Source organism: Glacieibacterium frigidum, from assembly GCF_007097155.1.
In the GTDB taxonomy this organism is placed as follows: Bacteria; Pseudomonadota; Alphaproteobacteria; order Sphingomonadales; family Sphingomonadaceae; genus Glacieibacterium; species Glacieibacterium frigidum.
In genome coordinates this window covers 290,349-307,623 of sequence record NZ_VJWA01000002.1, presented here as the reverse complement: position 1 = coordinate 307,623, position 17,275 = coordinate 290,349, and the positions used below count along the sequence as shown (strand labels likewise).

General features: G+C 68.8%; 21 protein-coding genes. 10 read left to right on the top strand and 11 right to left on the bottom strand.

The genetic code is table 11. The features are described from left to right. The first annotated feature begins 40 nt into the window (after positions 1–40). The gene (locus FMM06_RS11035; RefSeq protein ID WP_144237450.1) at positions 41–1,099 is read left to right on the top strand and encodes an SDR family oxidoreductase; all 1,059 of its coding nucleotides are present in this window, start codon (positions 41–43) and stop codon (positions 1,097–1,099) included. A 4-nt stretch (positions 1,100–1,103) separates the two neighbouring features. Here the strand turns inward: FMM06_RS11035 and FMM06_RS11030 are convergent, their stop codons facing one another. The 3 genes from FMM06_RS11030 to FMM06_RS11020 form a co-directional block, all read right to left on the bottom strand. Beyond that, on the bottom strand, positions 1,104–1,808 hold the full coding sequence (locus FMM06_RS11030) for a DUF3667 domain-containing protein (protein WP_144237449.1): 705 nt from the start codon (positions 1,806–1,808) through the stop codon (positions 1,104–1,106). A gap of 116 nt (positions 1,809–1,924) precedes the next feature. Further along, positions 1,925–2,383 carry a hypothetical protein gene (locus FMM06_RS11025; RefSeq protein ID WP_144237448.1) on the bottom strand — a complete coding sequence of 153 codons (459 nt, stop codon included), beginning with the start codon at positions 2,381–2,383 and terminating at the stop codon, positions 1,925–1,927. Continuing rightward, a complete protein-coding gene (locus FMM06_RS11020) occupies positions 2,383–2,874 on the bottom strand; it encodes a hypothetical protein (protein WP_144237447.1) in 492 nt (163 codons plus the stop codon). Before FMM06_RS11020 ends, FMM06_RS11025 begins: the two co-directional genes overlap by 1 nt. An 84-nt stretch (positions 2,875–2,958) precedes the next feature. On the opposite strand from FMM06_RS11020, the gene FMM06_RS11015 reads away from it, so the two are divergent. Continuing rightward, positions 2,959–3,513 (top strand): hypothetical protein, encoded by a 555-nt coding sequence (locus FMM06_RS11015; RefSeq protein ID WP_144237446.1) that lies wholly within the window; start codon positions 2,959–2,961, stop codon positions 3,511–3,513. Between the two features lie 9 nt (positions 3,514–3,522). On the opposite strand, the gene FMM06_RS11010 is transcribed toward FMM06_RS11015, so the two are convergent. After that, complete coding sequence (locus FMM06_RS11010) at positions 3,523–3,702, bottom strand: hypothetical protein (RefSeq protein ID WP_144237445.1); 180 nt, start codon at positions 3,700–3,702, stop codon at positions 3,523–3,525. A 111-nt stretch (positions 3,703–3,813) separates the two neighbouring features. Continuing rightward, positions 3,814–4,104, bottom strand: a complete 291-nt coding sequence (locus FMM06_RS11005; protein ID WP_144237444.1) for a hypothetical protein — start codon at positions 4,102–4,104, stop codon at positions 3,814–3,816. Positions 4,105–4,278: 174 nt separating this feature from the next. Here FMM06_RS11005 and FMM06_RS11000 point away from each other — a divergent pair, with 174 nt between their 5' ends. Both FMM06_RS11000 and FMM06_RS10995 read left to right on the top strand, forming a co-directional pair. Beyond that, positions 4,279–5,001, top strand: coding sequence for a Crp/Fnr family transcriptional regulator (locus tag FMM06_RS11000; RefSeq protein WP_144237443.1), 723 nt, complete (start codon positions 4,279–4,281; stop codon positions 4,999–5,001). A 37-nt stretch (positions 5,002–5,038) separates the two neighbouring features. Further along, positions 5,039–6,034 (top strand): ligase-associated DNA damage response exonuclease, encoded by a 996-nt coding sequence (locus FMM06_RS10995; RefSeq protein ID WP_144237442.1) that lies wholly within the window; start codon positions 5,039–5,041, stop codon positions 6,032–6,034. A gap of 97 nt (positions 6,035–6,131) precedes the next feature. Here FMM06_RS10995 and FMM06_RS10990 read toward each other — a convergent pair whose 3' ends face one another. The 3 genes from FMM06_RS10990 to FMM06_RS10980 are packed head-to-tail and all read right to left on the bottom strand — an operon-like array spanning position 6,132 to position 10,550. Beyond that, on the bottom strand, positions 6,132–7,439 hold the full coding sequence (locus tag FMM06_RS10990; RefSeq protein WP_144237441.1) for an HlyD family type I secretion periplasmic adaptor subunit: 1,308 nt from the start codon (positions 7,437–7,439) through the stop codon (positions 6,132–6,134). A 10-nt stretch (positions 7,440–7,449) separates the two neighbouring features. Then, positions 7,450–9,168, bottom strand: coding sequence for a type I secretion system permease/ATPase (locus FMM06_RS10985; RefSeq protein WP_144237440.1), 1,719 nt, complete (start codon positions 9,166–9,168; stop codon positions 7,450–7,452). Positions 9,169–9,179: 11 nt separating this feature from the next. Further along, the gene (locus FMM06_RS10980) at positions 9,180–10,550 is read right to left on the bottom strand and encodes a TolC family protein (RefSeq protein WP_185965159.1); all 1,371 of its coding nucleotides are present in this window, start codon (positions 10,548–10,550) and stop codon (positions 9,180–9,182) included. Between the two features lie 97 nt (positions 10,551–10,647). Between FMM06_RS10980 and FMM06_RS10975 the strand changes: the two genes are divergently transcribed. The 5 genes from FMM06_RS10975 (at position 10,648) to FMM06_RS10955 (ending at position 14,760) form a co-directional block, all read left to right on the top strand. After that, positions 10,648–11,895 carry an amidohydrolase gene (locus FMM06_RS10975; RefSeq protein ID WP_144237438.1) on the top strand — a complete coding sequence of 416 codons (1,248 nt, stop codon included), beginning with the start codon at positions 10,648–10,650 and terminating at the stop codon, positions 11,893–11,895. Between the two features lie 143 nt (positions 11,896–12,038). Then, positions 12,039–12,422, top strand: a complete 384-nt coding sequence (locus FMM06_RS10970) for a GIY-YIG nuclease family protein (protein ID WP_144237437.1) — start codon at positions 12,039–12,041, stop codon at positions 12,420–12,422. Between the two features lie 145 nt (positions 12,423–12,567). After that, positions 12,568–12,801 (top strand): DUF2061 domain-containing protein, encoded by a 234-nt coding sequence (locus FMM06_RS10965; protein WP_144237436.1) that lies wholly within the window; start codon positions 12,568–12,570, stop codon positions 12,799–12,801. An 85-nt stretch (positions 12,802–12,886) separates the two neighbouring features. Next, positions 12,887–13,837 carry an NAD(P)H-dependent flavin oxidoreductase gene (locus tag FMM06_RS10960; RefSeq protein ID WP_144237435.1) on the top strand — a complete coding sequence of 317 codons (951 nt, stop codon included), beginning with the start codon at positions 12,887–12,889 and terminating at the stop codon, positions 13,835–13,837. Positions 13,838–13,899: 62 nt separating this feature from the next. Continuing rightward, positions 13,900–14,760, top strand: a complete 861-nt coding sequence (locus FMM06_RS10955; RefSeq protein WP_144237434.1) for a hypothetical protein — start codon at positions 13,900–13,902, stop codon at positions 14,758–14,760. 40 nt (positions 14,761–14,800) lie between these two features. Here the strand turns inward: FMM06_RS10955 and FMM06_RS17215 are convergent, their stop codons facing one another. The 3 genes from FMM06_RS17215 to FMM06_RS10940 form a co-directional block, all read right to left on the bottom strand. Then, the gene (locus tag FMM06_RS17215) at positions 14,801–15,499 is read right to left on the bottom strand and encodes a PEPxxWA-CTERM sorting domain-containing protein (protein ID WP_235889283.1); all 699 of its coding nucleotides are present in this window, start codon (positions 15,497–15,499) and stop codon (positions 14,801–14,803) included. Between the two features lie 104 nt (positions 15,500–15,603). After that, positions 15,604–15,855, bottom strand: a complete 252-nt coding sequence (locus tag FMM06_RS10945) for a hypothetical protein (RefSeq protein ID WP_144237433.1) — start codon at positions 15,853–15,855, stop codon at positions 15,604–15,606. Further along, positions 15,852–16,418, bottom strand: a complete 567-nt coding sequence (locus FMM06_RS10940) for a (2Fe-2S)-binding protein (protein ID WP_144237432.1) — start codon at positions 16,416–16,418, stop codon at positions 15,852–15,854. The genes FMM06_RS10945 and FMM06_RS10940 overlap by 4 nt, the downstream gene beginning before the upstream one ends. Before the next feature lie 31 nt (positions 16,419–16,449). Between FMM06_RS10940 and FMM06_RS10935 the strand changes: the two genes are divergently transcribed. Next, positions 16,450–17,268: a crotonase/enoyl-CoA hydratase family protein gene (locus FMM06_RS10935; RefSeq protein ID WP_144237431.1), complete on the top strand. Its 819-nt coding sequence runs from the start codon at positions 16,450–16,452 to the stop codon at positions 17,266–17,268. Positions 17,269–17,275: the final 7 nt, after the last annotated feature.

Sequence of the window (17,275 nt, the reverse complement as noted above, 5' to 3'; positions counted from 1 at the left end):
GCTCGCGTTGGGACGGGAACAGCGACATCGGAGAACGGATATGAGCGGCACGGCACTCGTCGTCGGCGCGAGCGGCATCGTCGGCAGCGCGACCACTGCGCTGCTGCTCGAACAGGGCTGGACGGTCCACGGCCTCGCGCGGCGGCCGGTCGATCAGGCGGGCGTGCTGCCGGTGGCCGCCGACCTGCAGGACGCGGGCGCGACCGCGGCGGCGCTGGCCGGGCTGCGCCCCGATGCGGTGTTCGTCACGACCTGGCTGCGGCAGGACAGCGAGGCGGAGAATATTCGCGTCAATTCGGCGATGGTGCGCAACCTGCTCGACGGGCTGCGGGGCAGCGGCACCGCCCATGTCGCGTTGGTCACCGGGCTCAAGCACTACCTCGGGCCGTTCGAGGCATACGGCAAGGGTGCGCTGCCGCAGACGCCGTTCCGCGAGGAACAGGGGCGGCTCGACGTCGAGAATTTTTATTACGCGCAGGAGGACGAGGTGTTTTCGGCGGCGAAGCGTGACGGCTTCGGCTGGAGCGTCCACCGCCCGCACACGGTGATCGGCAAGGCGGTCGGCAACGCGATGAACATGGGCACGACGCTCGCGGTCTATGCCGTGCTGTGCCGCGAGGCCGGGCGGCCGTTCGTCTTTCCGGGATCGGCGGCGCAGTGGGACGGGCTGACCGACATGACCGACGCGCGTCAGCTCGCGAAGCATCTGCTATGGGCCGCGACGACGCCTGCCGCGCGCGATGAGGCGTTCAACGTCGTCAACGGCGACGTCTTCCGCTGGAGCTGGATGTGGGAGCGCATCGCCGGCTGGTTCGGCGTCGAGGCGGCGCCGTTCGACGGCGTGGTCCGGCCGCTCGAACAGCAGATGGCGAACGATGCCTCGCTGTGGCGCGAGATCGCCGAGCGCGAGGGGCTGGCCGAGCCCGACCTGTCGCGCCTCGCCTCGGCCTGGCACACCGACGCCGACCTGGGGCGACCGATCGAGGTGGTTACCGACATGTCGAAGAGCCGCCGGCTGGGCTTCACCGCCTATCAGTCGACCGATCATGCCTTCTATGACCTGTTCGAGCAGCTGCGCGCCGACCGGCTGATCCCCTGAAGCGTCAGGCCCTGAGTGCGGGCGCCAGCGCGAGGGTCAGCGCAACGACCGCCGCCATCCAGAAATAGACGACCGCCGGGAACAGCAAAGTCGCGAGGATGGGCCGCGTCGCTGCGTAGAGCAGGCTGGCGCCCGGCACGACGGCGCGCACGTGGCGCGCGGTGTGGATGCACAGCAGCAGCCAGACCGGGGTCGAGAACAACGGGCTCGCGGCTACCCCCGGCGCGACGATGCGGACGACGGTATAGACGCCCGCCAGCGCCATGATCGTCACCGTCTCGACGCACGCGACGATCAGCGCGTCGTGCCGCGAGATGCGCCGCCACGGGGCGAGCACCAGGACGCCGGGGATCAGGAACAGCAGGGGCCACATCGCAGCGAGCCATGACCCGACCTGCTTGACCCGGCCGCCGAATGCCGCCGGGTCGCCCGCCGCTTCGGCCGCTGCAGCCGGGAACCAGCGCTTCAGGAAGGGCAGCGCGTCGAGGACATTGCCGAGTGCTGCGGTGTCGGCCTGCTCGGCCGCATGGCTGCCGGTCGCGCCCGCGGCGATCACCGCGACCGTCGCCGCAAGTGCACTGACCACCGACAGCAGCGCGACGGGGGAGACGAGATTGTGACGGTCGCCCGCGCACCAGCGGCGGGACAATGTCTGCGGCGCGGCGATCGCCAGCCACGCGGTGTGCGCCAGCGGCCGCAGGTTCTGCATCCTCAGGCCGAGCAGGTCGCGCGCGACGGCGGTCTCGCTCGCCTCGACCTCGAGCGGCTTGCCGCATGCCGAGCAGAAACGCCCGCTCGCCGGGGCGCGGCAATAGGGACAGGTCGTCAGGACAGCTGCTTCGGACAGGGCACCGGCCCGAACAGCTTCGCCGCACCGGTCAGCGGGAAGGACATCGGCGCGCCGGGCCCGTACTTGACCGTCAGCGTGCCGCGGCCGGTCCCGAGCATCTGCCACAAGGCCCGGAAGCGCGGGGCGACGGCGACGCTGCCATAGCTGACCGAGCCGCCGGCATCAGTGAACATCCTGACCTCGCGCGTGCCGACACGGAAGGTGACGGGCTCGGCCTTCGCCGGCGTAAAGCCCGCGCGCCGCACGCTGACCGACACGCTGCCCGGCGCGACCCCGCTCTCGGCGCACGACAATGCGACGCTGCTCCCGCCCTCGGCAAACGATCCGGCGCTGTATTCGGCGATGCCCTGGTTGAAGGCGAAGTTCCACGCCGCCGCCTCGGCGGCTGTGGCGGTCGCAGCGAGCCCAGCTGCGAGCAGGAGAGCCGCCCGCATCAGCGCAGCGCCACGCTGCCGAGATAGTTGCGCGCGAACTGCGCCTCCGCCGGCATGGTCATATAGGCGGTCATGTACTGCACCAGCGCCATGTCGGGGCCGACGGGCAGGGCGCGCGCGAACACGGTCTCCGCCTTGCCGGTCTTGGGATGGCGCGAGCAGTCGATGCGGATGCCGCCGGCTGCCTTGCCCATCGGCACCGGCGTCGCGATGCTGCCCGGGCAGGTCGCGACATAGCGCTTGGCGAACAGCGCGACGAAGTTGGCGCTCGGCATCGTCCCCGCGCCGGGGGTCGTCATCAGGGTGATCATCTTGTCGAACTTCTGAACGGTCTGGCCGACCGGAACCAGCTCGACGAGCACGGCGCGCCCCGATCGCTGCTGATGCCCGATCTGGAAGCCCTTGACCTGCGGGAGCGCGATATCGAGCGCCGCGGCAGGGGAGGCCGCGACCGCGGCGAGGAGGAGAAGGGCACGCTGAAACTGCATCATGAACGCCTACTAACCAAGGTCGATATGTATTTCAGCAGCTTAGTCGTTACGCTAGGCAGTGTCGAGGAAGCAGGGAGACATCGGATGATCGACGGCCTCGGCTTTGGGATGGCGCTGCAGTTCAAGCCCGACGGGAAGGGCGGCTATCTGTACCGCCGCGACCAGATCGGCGCCGCCATTCCGGCCACCACGGCTGAGCGCGACGGCTATGTCCGCTGGATGGGCTGGATGGTGGTGCTCGGCTTCTTTCTCTATTTCGGCGGCATGATCGGCCTGGCATGGCTCGCCGACCGCTTTGTCACCAGCGACAGCGATGCCGTCGGGGTCGCTGGCGCGGTGGTGATGGCGACGATCACGATGGGCGGCCTGTATCTCTTCCTGCGCTGGGCGAGCCATGCGCCGGCGCGTGCGTTCGCCGGGCGGCCCGAGGTCGAGCCGGGAAAGTCGCGGAAACAGGTGTTCGGCCGGCGCATCGGCCGCATGAGCTATGGCAAGCTGTTCTTGGTCGTCGCTGCCCTCGCGGGAGCGCTGGTGTTCCGCACGGACTTCAGCGTCGAGCAGGTGGCACTCGCGATCGGCTTGCCGGCAGTCGTGGGCCTGGGGTTCGCGATCATGAAGTGGCGGATCGAAGCGGACTGACGGGCAAAGTCAGCGCGCGTCGGCCTGCTCGCGATTGAACCCCGGGTTGCCGCCGGGCTGCGCCAGCATCGAATAGCGCGTCGCCAGATCGCGATGTATCTCGGCGATCTGCGGGCTTGCGGCAGCGTCGGCGAGCCGGCGCTGAACCTCGCTGCGGTGTTGATAATAGGTCGGCGAGTTGTCGATCATGGCGCATCTCCCACTTGCACCATCACGATAACCCGGACTCGACCGAGTCTATCGAACATATATCAATCGATATTGCGCAAAAATCGTACGCAGGCGCAACTATCTTGAAGGTCAGCGCGTTTTCAGGTCATTACGCAGGCTGGAACTGATCGATGATAACAGGGCCAATGACTTGGCCAGCGTCTCTGGTGAATCCCCCAGGTCTCCAGCCAGATCGCTTTTCACTTCGACAGCGATGTCGACCAATTGGATTGCCTCTTCAATCGAGAACACCGAGCGCTCGATCAGGCCATGCAAAACGCTTTCGACCAGGAATAGTGCCGCCTGGCCATAGGCATCGGGCTCACGTGCGTCGTTGGCGGCACGCGGCGTGCCGTTGTCGTTCGAAAATGCGTCGGTCATATCGGCTCCGGTCGGGCAAGAGCGCATCGCGTCTCTCTGTCGCCGGCGCCTGACTCTCAGGCCACCGACGTGCTGCGTTCTAAGAGAAATTTCGCCTGTCACAACGACATATGTCAACTTTGAACAATAACTTTGAACAATGTTATCTTGGACTTCAATGTGGGAGGGTCGATCATGGCCAACCGGTTCATCGATAAGCTGGAGGCATTCGGCCCCCTGAGCGCCCAGGCTGTCGCCGCGCTCGCCAAGGCGACATCGCGTCCCCGCAAGATGCCCGCCAAGCACGACCTGATCCGCGAGGGCGACCGGCCTGGCCCGGTGTTCGTCATGCTCGAAGGCTGGGCCTATCGCTACAAGGTGCTGCCGAGCGGCACGCGCCAGGTGCTCGCCTATCTGATGCCGGGTGATTGCTGCGACCTCCACATCGGTCTGCTCGCCGAGATGGACCACAGCATCCAGACGATCACCCCTTCGCTCGTCGCAATGGTCGGGCGCCCCGAGATGGATACGCTGCTCGACGAGCATCGCGGTATCGCCAAGGCGATGTACACGGCGCAGCTGGTCGACGAGGGCATCATGCGCGCCTGGATCACCAGCATGGGCAGGCGGGCCAGTATCGAGCGCGTCGCGCATCTGATGTGCGAGCTGTACCTGCGCGCGCGCAACATCGGACTGGCCGACGGCGAAACCTTCGCGCTGCCGCTGTCGCAGCTGCTGCTCGCCGACTCGCTCGGCATGACGCCGGTGCACCTCAACCGCGTGCTCAAGGAGCTGCGCGTCGCCGGCGCGATGACGCTGGCGCGCGGTAGCCTGATCATCGCCGACCCGGGCAAGCTGATCCAGATCGCCGGCTTCGACGCGAACTATCTGCACCGGCGGCTACGCCAGGCGGCCTGAGCCTCGCCTTCCCGCGCGACGACCCTATATTGTTGCAATGCCCGCAGGATCCTGGCTCCAGCCCCACCCCGAGGGCATCTATGTCGCGCCCGGCGACTTCTGGATCGATCCGTCGACGCCGAAGCCCGCGGCGCTGATCACCCACGGCCACGCCGACCATGCGCGGGGCGGCCACGGCAAGGTGATGGCGACGCCCGCGACGCTGGCGATCATGGACGTGCGCTACGGCCAGCAGACCGCGCAGCCCGCCGCGTACGGCGAGACCCACCGCATCGGCGACGTCACCGCGCGCTTCGTGCCCGCGGGCCATGTGCTCGGATCGGCGCAGATCGTGCTCGAGCACAAGGGCGAGCGCATCGTCGTGTCGGGCGACTACAAGCGCCGCCCCGACCCGACCTGTGCGGGGTTCGAGCCCGTGCCGTGCGACATATTCGTGACCGAGGCGACCTTCGGCCTGCCGGTGTTCCGCCACCCGCCGACGACGGGCGAGGCGGCGAAGGTTCTGACCGCGCTCGCCGCCAACCCCGAACGCTGCGTGCTGATCGGGGCCTACGCGCTCGGCAAGGCGCAGCGGGTCATCGCCGAGTTGCGCGCGCTGGGGCACGATGCGCCGATCTACATCCACGGTGCGCTGCAGCGGCTGTGCGACCTGTACGTGCAGCTCGGCGTCGACCTCGGCGATCTGCGGCCCGCGGCGGGGATGAAGCCCGCCGAGCTGAAGGGCATGGTGGTGATGAGCCCGCCATCGGCCCTCAACGACCGCTGGAGCCGCCGCCTGCCCGAGCCGATCACCGCGATGGCGTCGGGCTGGATGCGCGTCCGCCAGCGCGCGGTGCAGCGCCAGGTCGAACTGCCGCTGATCATCTCCGACCACGCCGACTGGGGCGAGCTGACCGACACCTGCGTCGAACTCGCGCCGTCCGAAGTCTGGGTGACGCACGGCCGCGAGGAGGCGCTGGTGCACTGGTGCCAGTCGCGCCAGATGCGCGCGCGGGCGCTTGATCTGGTGGGTCTGGACGACGAGGATGACTAGAGCAGGTCGTCATCCCGGCGGACGCCGGGACCCATCTCTCAAACTCCGGTGATGGGTCCCAGCTTTCGCCGGGATGACGATTAAACCACGCAGCCCCTCACTTCTCCCTGAAGGCGTTGTCCTTCAGCTTCGACACCGGGGTCATAAGGTAGCTGAGGACCGAGCGCTTGTGGCCGAGCACGTCGACCTGCGCGATCATGCCCGCGCCGATCGGCAGCTTGCGCCCGTCCTGGTCCTTCAGCGCTGCATCTTTGGTGCGGATGCGGATGGTGAAGTGCGATTCGCCCGTGCGCTCGTTGACGATCGCGTCGGGGGAGATGCGCTCGACGACGCCCTCAAGCTGGCCGTAGACCGAATAATCATAGGCGGTCAGCTTTACCGACGCGCGCTGGCCGGGGTGGATGAAGGCGATGTCGGCGGGCTTGACGTCGGCCTCGACGACCAGCGCGTCGTCCAGCGGCACGATCTCGACGATCGGCTCGCCGGGGCGCACCGTGCCGCCGACGGTCGCGACCAGTACGCGGTTGATCGTGCCGGCGATCGGCGCGCGGACCTCGGTGCGGGTCAGCCGGTCTTGCAGCGCGGGCAGCGTCACGCCCTGGCCCGCGAGCTCGGCGCGGGTCGCGGTCAGCTGCTCGACCGCCTGCGCGCGGTAGCGTTCGCGGACCGCGCGTAGGCCCGACTGGGCCTCGGCTACCGCCGAACGCGCGCGGCGGATGGCGAGCGCGGTGCCCTGCGCGGCGCCGCGGGCCTGCGACTGCGCGGTCTGCGCGCGCATCAGCTCGATCTGCGGCTCGATGCCCTTCTCGACGAGCGGCTGGATCATCGCGACCTCGCGGTCGGCCTGGGTGGCGCCCTGCGCGCGGGTCGCTGCCTCGACCTCGGCCTGGCCCAGCGCGCGCGATGCCTGGTCGAGCTTGGCCTGCTCGACGCTTGTGGCGGACGCGATTTCGGCGAGACGCGCCGAATAGAGCGAGCGCTCGGTGGCGACGAGCTGCGGTGCGCTCGCGGTGAGTGCGGCCGGGAAGACGGGCGCGCGGCCCGACACCTCGGCCTGCAACCGCGCGGCGCGGGCGACGAGCGCCTTGTAGGTCTCGCTGGTCTTGCCGAACTCGGCGGTGAACTGCGTGCTGTCCAACTGGACGAGAGGCTGGCCAGCCTTCACCGTCGCTCCGGCGCGGACGAGGATCGCCTTGACCACCCCGCCTTCGAGGTTGGAGACGATCTGCAGCTGGCGGCTGGGGATGACCCGCCCCTGCGCGGTCGCGACCTCGTCGACCTTGGCGAGTGCCGCCCAGATCAGCAGTGCTGCGGTCATCGCGGCGATCGTCCACAGCAGGATCTTGGAAACGCGCGAGGCGTCGATCTCGTCGGGGACAGTGTCGAGCGTGGCGGCGAAGGTCATGGCTCTGCCCCTAGTTCACGGCGACCGACTTGAGCACGTCGTCGCGCGGACCCGCGGCGACGATCTTGCCCTTGTCGAGGATGATGATGCGGTCGACGAGCCGCAGCATCGACTGGCGGTGCGTGACCAGCACGACGGTCTTGCCGCGCAGCTCGGGCTCGAGGCGGGCGATCAACGCATTTTCGGACTGGATGTCCATCGCGCTGGTTGGCTCGTCGAACAGCAGGATCGGGCGTTCGTGGGCCAGCGCTCGCGCAATCGCGATGCTCTGCCGCTGCCCGCCCGACAGACCTTCGCCGCGGTCGGCGAGGCGGAGGTCGTAGCCGTTGGGCACCTGGCCGATGAAGTCGTGCGTGCCGCTCAGCTTCGCCGCGCGCAGCACCGCGGCGTCGTCGACCGACGGCTCGCCCAGGCTGATGTTCTCGCGCACCGAGCCCGTCAGCAGGAACACGTCCTGCAGCACCGCGCCGATATTGTGGCGCAGGTCGTCGGGGTGGAGCTGGCGGACGTCGGCGTCGTCGACGAACACGGCGCCGTCGCTGGGTTCGTAGAGGCCGAGGATCAGGCGCGCGATCGTCGACTTGCCGCTGCCGACGCGGCCGATGATCGCGACGCGCTCGCCGGGCTTGATCTTGAACGAGACGTCGTCGAGCGCGCGCGCCGTGACGCCCGGGTATTTGAAGGTGACGTTCTTGAACTCGATACCGCCGTCGAGCGTGGCGCGGCGCAGATAGTCGCCTTCGGCTCGCGCCTCGCCGCCGCCCTGCATCAGCCGGTCGAGATGGGCGTAGGCCGATCGCGTGTGGCTGAGGCGGGTCAACAGGCTGGCGATCTGGCTGAGCGGCGCGACGCAGCGACCGGCGAGGATCGAGCAGGCGATCAGCGCACCCATCGTCAGCTCGCGGTTGGCGATCATGAAGACGCCGACGATGACGACGCCGACGTAGCAGATGCCCTGCGCCGACTGGGCGACGTTGATGCTGATCGCCGCGACCAGGCGCTGCTTCAGCGACGATCCGGCGTGCGCGTCGACGGCATGCGCCCAGCGGCGTGCGAGCAGCGGCCCGGCGCTCGACGACTTGACCGTCTCGAGGCCCGAGATCGCCTCGACGAGCACACCCTGCTTGCCCATGCCCTCGATCAGGCCCTGGCTCGCCAGCCTGGCGAGCGCCGGCTGCGACAGCCAGCCGGTCAGGATGACCAGCGGCACCATCAGCAGCGGCACCCAGACCAGCGGCCCGCCGATCATCCAGATAACCACGAGGAACAGCAGGATGAACGGCACGTCGACCACGGCCGCGAGCGTCGCGGACGCGAAGAAGTCGCGCAGCGCCTCGAACTCGCGCAGCAGCCCGGCGAACGCGCCGCTCGATCCCTTGCGGTCGCCCATGCGCATCGTCAGCATGCGCGAGAAGATCGACGCCCCGACGGTGCGGTCGATCCGCGCGCCCGCGACGTCGATGAAATAGCCGCGGATCAGGCGCAGGATCAGGTCGAACACCATGACGATGCCGACGCCGATCGACAGTGCGATCAGCGAGTCGGTCGCGTTGTTCGGCACGATGCGGTTGTAGACGGTCAGCGAGAACAGGCTGGTCGCCAACCCGAACAGGTTGACCAGCGCCGCCGCCAGCGCGACCTGCAGGTACAGCGACTTGTTCTCGCGGATCGGGTCCATCAGCCACGCCGCGACGCGGGGCTTGTGAAGGACGATGGGCTGTTCGGTCATGCAGTGCCCCCTCAAAGCGCGGTGATCTTGACGCCGACGACCGGCAGGATTTCCCCTGTCCGCACCAGCAGCGCATAGCGCGCAACGTCGAGTTCGACGATGCCCTGCAGATAGGCGGACGCCGCGGCGACATAGGCCTGTTCGGCACGCAACAGCTCGATCAGCGTGCCGCGCGACACGCGGAACTGCTCGACATAGGTGTCGCGGGCGCGGCGGTTGGCGATGTACGCGGTCTCCAGCGTGCCCGCGGTGCGGACCAGTGCCTGGACGTCGGTGAACGCCGCGCCGGCGTCGCGCTCGGTCTCGCCGGTCACGCGGTCGGCGATGAACGCTTCGCCGCGCGAACGGGCCGCGGCCTCGGCGACTGCCCCGCGCTGCCGCCCGCCGGCGAACAGGCTCTGGCGCAGCACCAGCGAGCCGCGCACCTCGTAGTCCGATCCGGTGAACACGTCGTAGCGGGTGCCGTTGACCCCCGCCGACAGGCGCGGCAGGCCGTCCGCCTTGACCGCGCGATAGTCGCGGCGCGCCGCCTCGGCCCGGCGCAGCGCGACCTGCACGGCGGGCGACTGGCGCGCCAGTGCCTGCGCGGTGTCGAGGCTCTGCGCGGCGCTCGTCGGCGGCAGGCTGCGCGTCAGGCGCGGCGGCGGATCGTCGCCGAACGCCTCTCGGTAGCGCGCGCGGGCCTGGGCGAGCAGGCGCTCGAAGCGCGCGTTCTGCGCCTCGGCGTCGGCGAGCACCGCCTCGGTCCGCGCCGTGTCGCCGCCGGCGCCGAGCCCCTGCGCGACGCGCGTCTTGACGTCGGCCAGGATCTCGCGCTGCCGTGCGACGCTCGCCTCGCTGATCTCGAACAGGGTCTGGTAGCCGAGCACGTCGTACCATGCCGCGACGGCGCGCAGCGCGGTCTCGCCGGCGACGCGCTCGACCTCGGCCTGCGCGGCGCGGGTGCGGTCGGTGGCGGCGGCGATGCGCTGGCCGGTCGCGCCGAAGTCCCACAGCAGCTGGTCGCCGACGATGTTTGCGTCGGTACGCCCCCGCGGCTGCAGGCTCTCGACAACCGCGTCGCGGTCGCCGAAATCGCGGGCCAGCGCGCGGGCGCCGACCAGCTGCGCGTCGAGGCGCGGGAACAGCCCGGCGCGAACCTGGGTGCGCACCGCCTGGGTGGCTTGTTGGTCGGCGACCGCGGCCGATACCGCCGGGTGCGTCTCGACCGCCTTGCCCAGCCGCTCGAGGAACGCCTGCGTCGGGGTCGCGCCGCGACCGAAGCCCAGCACCGCGTCGCGCGCGAAATCGATGCGCTGCGGGTCGCCGCCGGGGGCGGGCAGGGTGACCTGCGCGCTCGCCGCGCTGGCCAGCAGCGCAAGGGTCGGGATCAGTATTCGCAAGGCCGGAATCCCATACGCCGCCGTGACAATGGCGCTGGCGGCAGGCGCACGCGCACTGCTACCGTCGGGCATCGATCGGTAAGGCAGGGTGTCTAGCATGCGCGGAATTACACTTTCATTACTATTGATTACCGCAGTGCCCACATCGGCCGCGCCGGGGGGCGATCTCGTCACGCTTTACACCGACCTCCACACTAATCCCGAACTCGCCTTCGCCGAAACCCGCTCGGCCGCGATCCTGGCTGCCGAAGCACGCGCCGCCGGATTCAGCGTGACCGAGAAGGTCGGCAAAACCGGCGTCGTCGCGATGTTGGTTAACGGCCCCGGCCCGGTGCTTTTAATCCGGACCGACATGGACGCGCTACCGGTGCCCGAGGCGACAGGCCTGCCCTATGCCAGCAAGATCCCGAACACGATGCACGCGTGCGGCCACGACATCCACATGGCGGGCTGGGTCGGCACGGCGCGCTGGATGGCGGCGAACAAGGCGAAATGGTCGGGCACGCTGATGATGATCGCGCAGCCCGCCGAGGAGATCGTCGGGGGTGCGAAAGCGATGCTCGACGACGGGCTGTACGCGAAGTTCGCGCGGCCGACCCATGCGCTCGCCTTTCACGATTCGGCGAGCCTGCCCGCCGGCCAGGTCGGCATCACCGACGGCTATGCGCTGGCCAACGTCGATTCGATCGATCTGACGGTGCGCGGCATCGGCAGCCATGGCTCGGAGCCGCAGAACGGCATCGACCCGATCGTCATCGCGGCACGCATCGTCGGCACGCTGCAGACTTTGATCAGCCGCGAAAACGACCCGCGCCAGCCCGCGGTGATCACGGTGGGGTCGTTCCACGCAGGCTCGAAGCACAATATCATCGGCGACGAGGCGAAGCTGCTGATCACCGTGCGCAGCTACGACCCGAAAGTCCGCGCGCGGCTGCTCGACGGCATCCGCCGCGTCGCCAAGGCCGAGGCCGAGGCCGCAGGCGTGCCCGAGGCGCTGCTGCCGATCGTCACCACCAGCCAGCCCAGCGCCTCCACCTTCAACACCCCAAAGCTGACCGCCACCGTCACCACCGCGCTCGAGACCGCGCTGGGCAAGGACCGCGTCGTGCGCATCGCGGCGTCGATGGCGGCGGAGGACTTCGGCGCCTTTTCGCGCGACCAGCCAATCGAAAGCACGATCTTCTGGGTCGGCGCGCAGCCGAAGTCGGTGTGGGATGCCGCCGGCGGCGACATCCGCAAGCTCCCGGGCCTCCACAGCGCCAAATTCGCCCCCGACCCCGCACCGACGATCAGGACGGCGGTGGAAGCGATGACTGCGGCGGCGATGAGCGTGGTCGGGAAATAGGTAGAGTTCTCTCCCCAATTCTTCGTCATGCTGGCGAACGCCAGCACCCACTTTGGAGCGAACTCGAACGTCCGTGTTGGCATCACCGCGGGTGCTGGCCTTCGCCAGCATGACGTGATTAGATTTGGGGCGGGGGTTACCAAATGCGCTCGCTCAGCCGCCTCGATCAGGGCGGACACGTCTATCTGATGTGCAGCCAGCCGCGCGGCACACTGTACCTTGGCGTGACGTCGGATCTGCCGCTGCGCCTGTCGCAGCATCGGCACGGCCTGAAACCCGGCTTCACCAAGCAGTACGGGGTTCACCGCCTAGCCTGGTATGAGCACCATGAGACAATCGTTGCCGCCATCGCGCGCGAGAAGGCGATGAAATTCTGGAAGCGCGCGTGGAAGGTTGCGCTGATCGAGGAAGCGAATCCCCACTGGGACGATCTCGCGCTGCTGTTTGGGCATGACCCGCTGCCACCCCACCCTCGTCATGCTGGCGAACGCCAGCACCCACTGCCCGGCGAACTCGACTCTCTGTAATCGCGCCGCGATGGGTGCTGGCGTTCGCCAGCATGACGGACGAAGGGCAATAGCCCGGCCTTCAACGTCGCACGCGTTTCTATCCCGTGCGACCGCGAGACCGAATGGCCTCACACGCGTTGGCACCCCCGAAGAGGGACTTCCGATGCCGCGCGAACTCGCCAAGACGCTGACCTATCTCGCCGTTCACCTGACCGTCGGGTTCACCGTGGTCTATGCGATGACCGGCAGTATCGCGCTGGCGGGCGGCATCGCGCTGATCGAGCCGTGCTGCAACGCCGTCGCCTTCTTCTTCCACGAGCGCGCCTGGCAGAAATGGGGCGGTACCGGCGACAGCCAGCCCGTCGGCGCGCTGACCGGCATGGCGGAGCCGAGCTAGCCGCGTCGGCAGGGCCGCGCTACACCCTCGGGCAAAGCAAGCCTGGGGAGCACATGATGCGGGACAATGACATGCAGGCGGCATCGTGAGCCTGCGCACGCCGATCTGCGACATGCTGGGAGTCGAGCACCCGATCCTGCTCGCCGGCATGGGGGGCGTCTCCTATGCCGAGGTTTGCGCGGCGGTCAGCGAAGCGGGCGGCTTCGGCTCGCTCGGCATGGCGGGCGTCGGGCCCGAGGGCATTCGCCGCCAGATGCGCCGGGTGCGCGAGCTGACCGACAAACCCTTCGGCGTCGACCTGCTGACCGCGCAGCCCGAGTCGCTGACCGCCAGCGTCGACATCATCATCGAGGAGGGCGCCAAGGCGTTCATCGCCGGGCTCGGCGTGCCGGTGGCGATTGTCGACCGGCTGCGTGCCGCAGGGGTCGTCGTGATGTGCATGGCGGGCAACGTCCGACACGCGGTCAAGGCGGCGGAAGCCGGGTGCGACGTGGTGATCGCGCAGGGGACCGAGGCGGGCGGGCACACCGGATCGGTCGCGAGCGTCGCGCTATGGCCGCAGATCGTCGATGCGGTCGACGTGCCGGTAATCGCGGCGGGCGGACTCTTTGACGGGCGCGGCCTCGCGGCGGCGCTCGCCTTCGGGTGCCAGGGCGTCTGGATGGGCACGCGCTTCATCGCCAGCGACGAGGCGCACGCCGCGCAGGAATACAAGGATGCGATCGTCGCGATGAGCGAGAGCGACACGGTGATCAGCCGCGCCTTCACCGGCAAGACGCTGCGCGCCATCGCCAACGACACGACGCGGGAGTGGGAAGGCAAGGAGGCCAAGCCCTTCGCGATGCAGGTCATGGAGTCGGTCCAGCTCAACCGCCTCGGGCCGATCGCGGGCATCGTCGAGAACGTGAACCCTGCCACCCAGTGCCTCGCGGCGGGGCAGGGGGGCGGCGCGATCACCGAGATCCTGCCCTGCGCCGAGATCGTGCGGCGGACGATGGCCGAGGCCGAGACTGCGGTGGCGCGGCTCGGCCGCTAGGCTCGCTTGCCCTCCGTAACGATTCGTGGTTGCTTCCGCGTAGAGGCAGGGCGGGGCAGGCGATGATCCGGATAATGCTCGCGATGGGCTTGGCGATGCTGGGGAGCGTCGGCGCCACCGCCGCACCGACCGTGCCGTCGGCGAAGCTCGACTTGAAGCCGGTGCAGCGCGTCATCCCGCGGCGGAACATCCGCAACCAGCCGATCCTCGAGGCGGCCCGCAACGGTTCGCTGAACAAGTTGGTGCTGACGCGCGCCGCGTATCTCGACAAGATGCGGTTTCTGCATGGCAACAAGGACTGGAACCAGGACGGCGTCGTGTCGTGGCAGGGGGCGAACGCGCCGGAGAACCTTGCCGACTTCGCGAAGTGCGTGATCGTCGATTACCAGTACACGCCGGCGTCGACCGTCAAGGACAAGACCAAGCCCGGCCAGATGATCACGACGCCTGCCAAGCATTCACCGATCGACTGGCGGACCTTCCTCGAGGTACTCGGCGAGACCAAGTTCGAGGGCGGCGAGTGCGAGGTGATCGGCGTCGTCGACGTCACGAAATGCCTGGTCGGAAACACGCCCTATACGTACGAGCAACTCAATCCGCCTGCTCCGCAGTGCGTGTCGAAGCCGAACGCGCCGTGCATTCCGGTGCCCAAGAACCCCTACGCGGGCGTCGGCAAGGCGCTGTTCTGCCTCGCCAATCCCAAGGATCCGTCGTGCGCCGGCGATTTCGCCAAGCTGTGCGCCGCCAAGGGCGGGACGCTCAAGGTGTTCAGCAAGATGCAGGGCTGCGAGAAATACCAGACCTTCGGCCCCGACAGCACGGCCGCGCTGCTGAAGGTCGCGGCGCTCAACTTCGATTCCGAAGACTGGAACCAGGACGGCAAGATCAGCGGCAAGGAAGGCGAGTTCCTCTGCAAACGGTGATGGGGAAGGTGGCGGGGTCGCGCCACCCTCCCCATGTCCCTCAGGCGAGGACGGTCGTGACGCGCCGGCGGCGCATTGCGGTGCCGACCAGGCCGAAGCCGCCGATCAGCAGGGCCCAGGTGGCGGGCTCGGGGACCGCGGCAACGCCCGGGGTCGCAGTCGCGGTGCCGGTGCCGATCGCCTGGCCCATCGAGAAGGCGACGAGCGTGAAGCCCTCGCCGATCAGGAAGTCGCCGTTCGCCGCGTTGACGAAGTCGGAGAAGCTGAACAACAGCCCGACCGCCTGCTGGATTTCCTCCTCGGTGAAGGACGACTGGTTGTCGAGCACGCCCGCCGCGGCGATCAGGCTGGCTTCGTCGAAGCCGGTGAAGATGTCGCCGAATTCCTGGTTGATCGTCGAGGCGGCGTAGAAATTGTTGAGCGCGACGACGAAGTGCAGCTCGCCGCCGCTGTCCTCGACCTCGCCAGGGATCAGGTTGCTGACGCCCATGAAGAAGGTCTCGAGCGGGAAATAATCGTCGTCGAACGGATCGACGATCTGGGTGAAGCCCGGTTCGGTCGAGAAGCTGTTGACGAGATATTTGCCCTCGTTGGCGTCGTCGCCGCGGCCGGCGAGGACGATCGAGTCGATGCGGAAGTTCGACGTGACGTTGTAGGTCGGGAAGTAGGTCGCGGCCTGAACGGCCCCGGCGGTCAGCGTCGCGATGGCGAGGCCGAGCGCCCCCAGAATTCTCAGCATGATGACACCCCTGTCTTGTGCGCGCTCCCGGCGCCCGTGCCGGGGGTTCGCGTCGACAGGGTTAGGCTCCGTCGCGGGGCGTCACGGCTCACGCCGCGCCGAATTTATTTCACGTCGACGCGGCGGCCCTTGGCGAGGACAAGGCGGACGATGCCGTAGATCCCCGCCAGATTGACCGCAACGAGCGCGACGATGCCCGCCACCGGGTGGAGTTCGGCCGCCGCGCCGCCCGCCGCCATCGCCGCGACAAGGGTCAGCGCGAGGCAGGCGAGCAGTGCAACCCAGCCCTTCCAGTTGGCGGGCGCGCCCGAGACGCGGCCCGGGGTGCTCGCATAGACGAACCAGGCGCCGCTCACGATGCGACCGGCCGTGCGACCATCGACGGGGCGGCCTCCGGCCGCGCTAGCATCGACGGCGCGACGCGCGCGGCCTCGCTGATCGTCGTGCCCGGCGCCGCGACGCCGGCATCGACGCCGCCGGCCGCAGCGCGGTGGATCGCCTTGCGGATGCGCGGGTAGGTGCCGCAGCGGCACAGGTTGGTGATCGCCGCGTCGATCTCGTCGTCGCTCGGCTTCTTGTTGGTCTTGAGCAGCGCCGCGACCGCCATGATCATGCCCGACTGGCAGTAACCGCACTGCGGCACCGCCTCGGCGATCCACGCCTGCTGGACCGGGTGCGAGCGGTCGTCGCTCAGCCCCTCGATCGTCGTCACCAGCGTCCCCTCGAGGTCGCCGATCGTCGCCTGGCAGCTGCGTGTCGCGACGCCGTCGACGTGGACCGTGCACGCCCCGCACAGCCCGGCGCCGCAGCCGAACTTGGTGCCCGTCAGGTTCGACGCGTCGCGCAGCGCCCACAACAGCGGCGTGTCCCGCGGCAGCAGATACTCGACGGGGTTGCCGTTGACGGTGAACTTGGTCATCGATTGCGACAATAGCCGAGGAGAGCCGGGGATGGAACTGTCGACCATGAGCCTTGCCGTCGCCGATGCGGTGGCGACGGTGACGCTAACGCGGGGACCCGCGCTCAACACGATGAACAAGGCGTTCTGGACCGAGCTGATCGAGGTGTTCGACGCGATCGCCGCCGACATGAGCATCCGCGCGGTGGTCATCGCCTCGACCGGCAAGCATTTCACCGCGGGGCTCGACCTGGGGTTGGCGGCCGAGGGGCTGGGCGGACCGCCGGGCGACCCGGGCCGCGCGCGCGAGGCCTTCCGAAGGCACATCCACGCGATGCAGCGCACCTTCACGGTGGTCGACAAGTGCCGGGTGCCGGTGATCGCGGCGATCCAGGGCGGCTGCATCGGCGGGGGCGTCGATTTCGTCACCGCCTGCGACCTGCGCGTCGGAACGGCGGACTGCTTCTTCACGATCCAGGAGATCAACCTCGCGATCGTCGCCGATGTCGGGACTCTGCAGCGCATCCCGCACCTGCTGCCGCAGGGGCTGATCCGCGAACTGGCCTACACCGGCCGCAAGTTCGGCGCGGCGGAGGCGAAGAGCTACGGCTTCCTCAACCGCGTCGAGCCCGACCACGCCGCAGCGGTCGCGTCGGCGCAGGCGCTCGCGGCAGAGATCGCGGCCAAGTCGCCGCTCGCCATCGCCGGGATCAAGGCGGTGCTCGACCACGGCCGCGATCATTCGATCGACGACGGGCTGGAGTATGTCGCGCTGTGGAACGCCGCGATGCTGCAGGGCGAGGATGTGCCCGCCGCGGTGGGCGCGCAGATGCGGCGCGAGACCGCACGCTTCGGAGACCTCAACGGCTGACGCATAA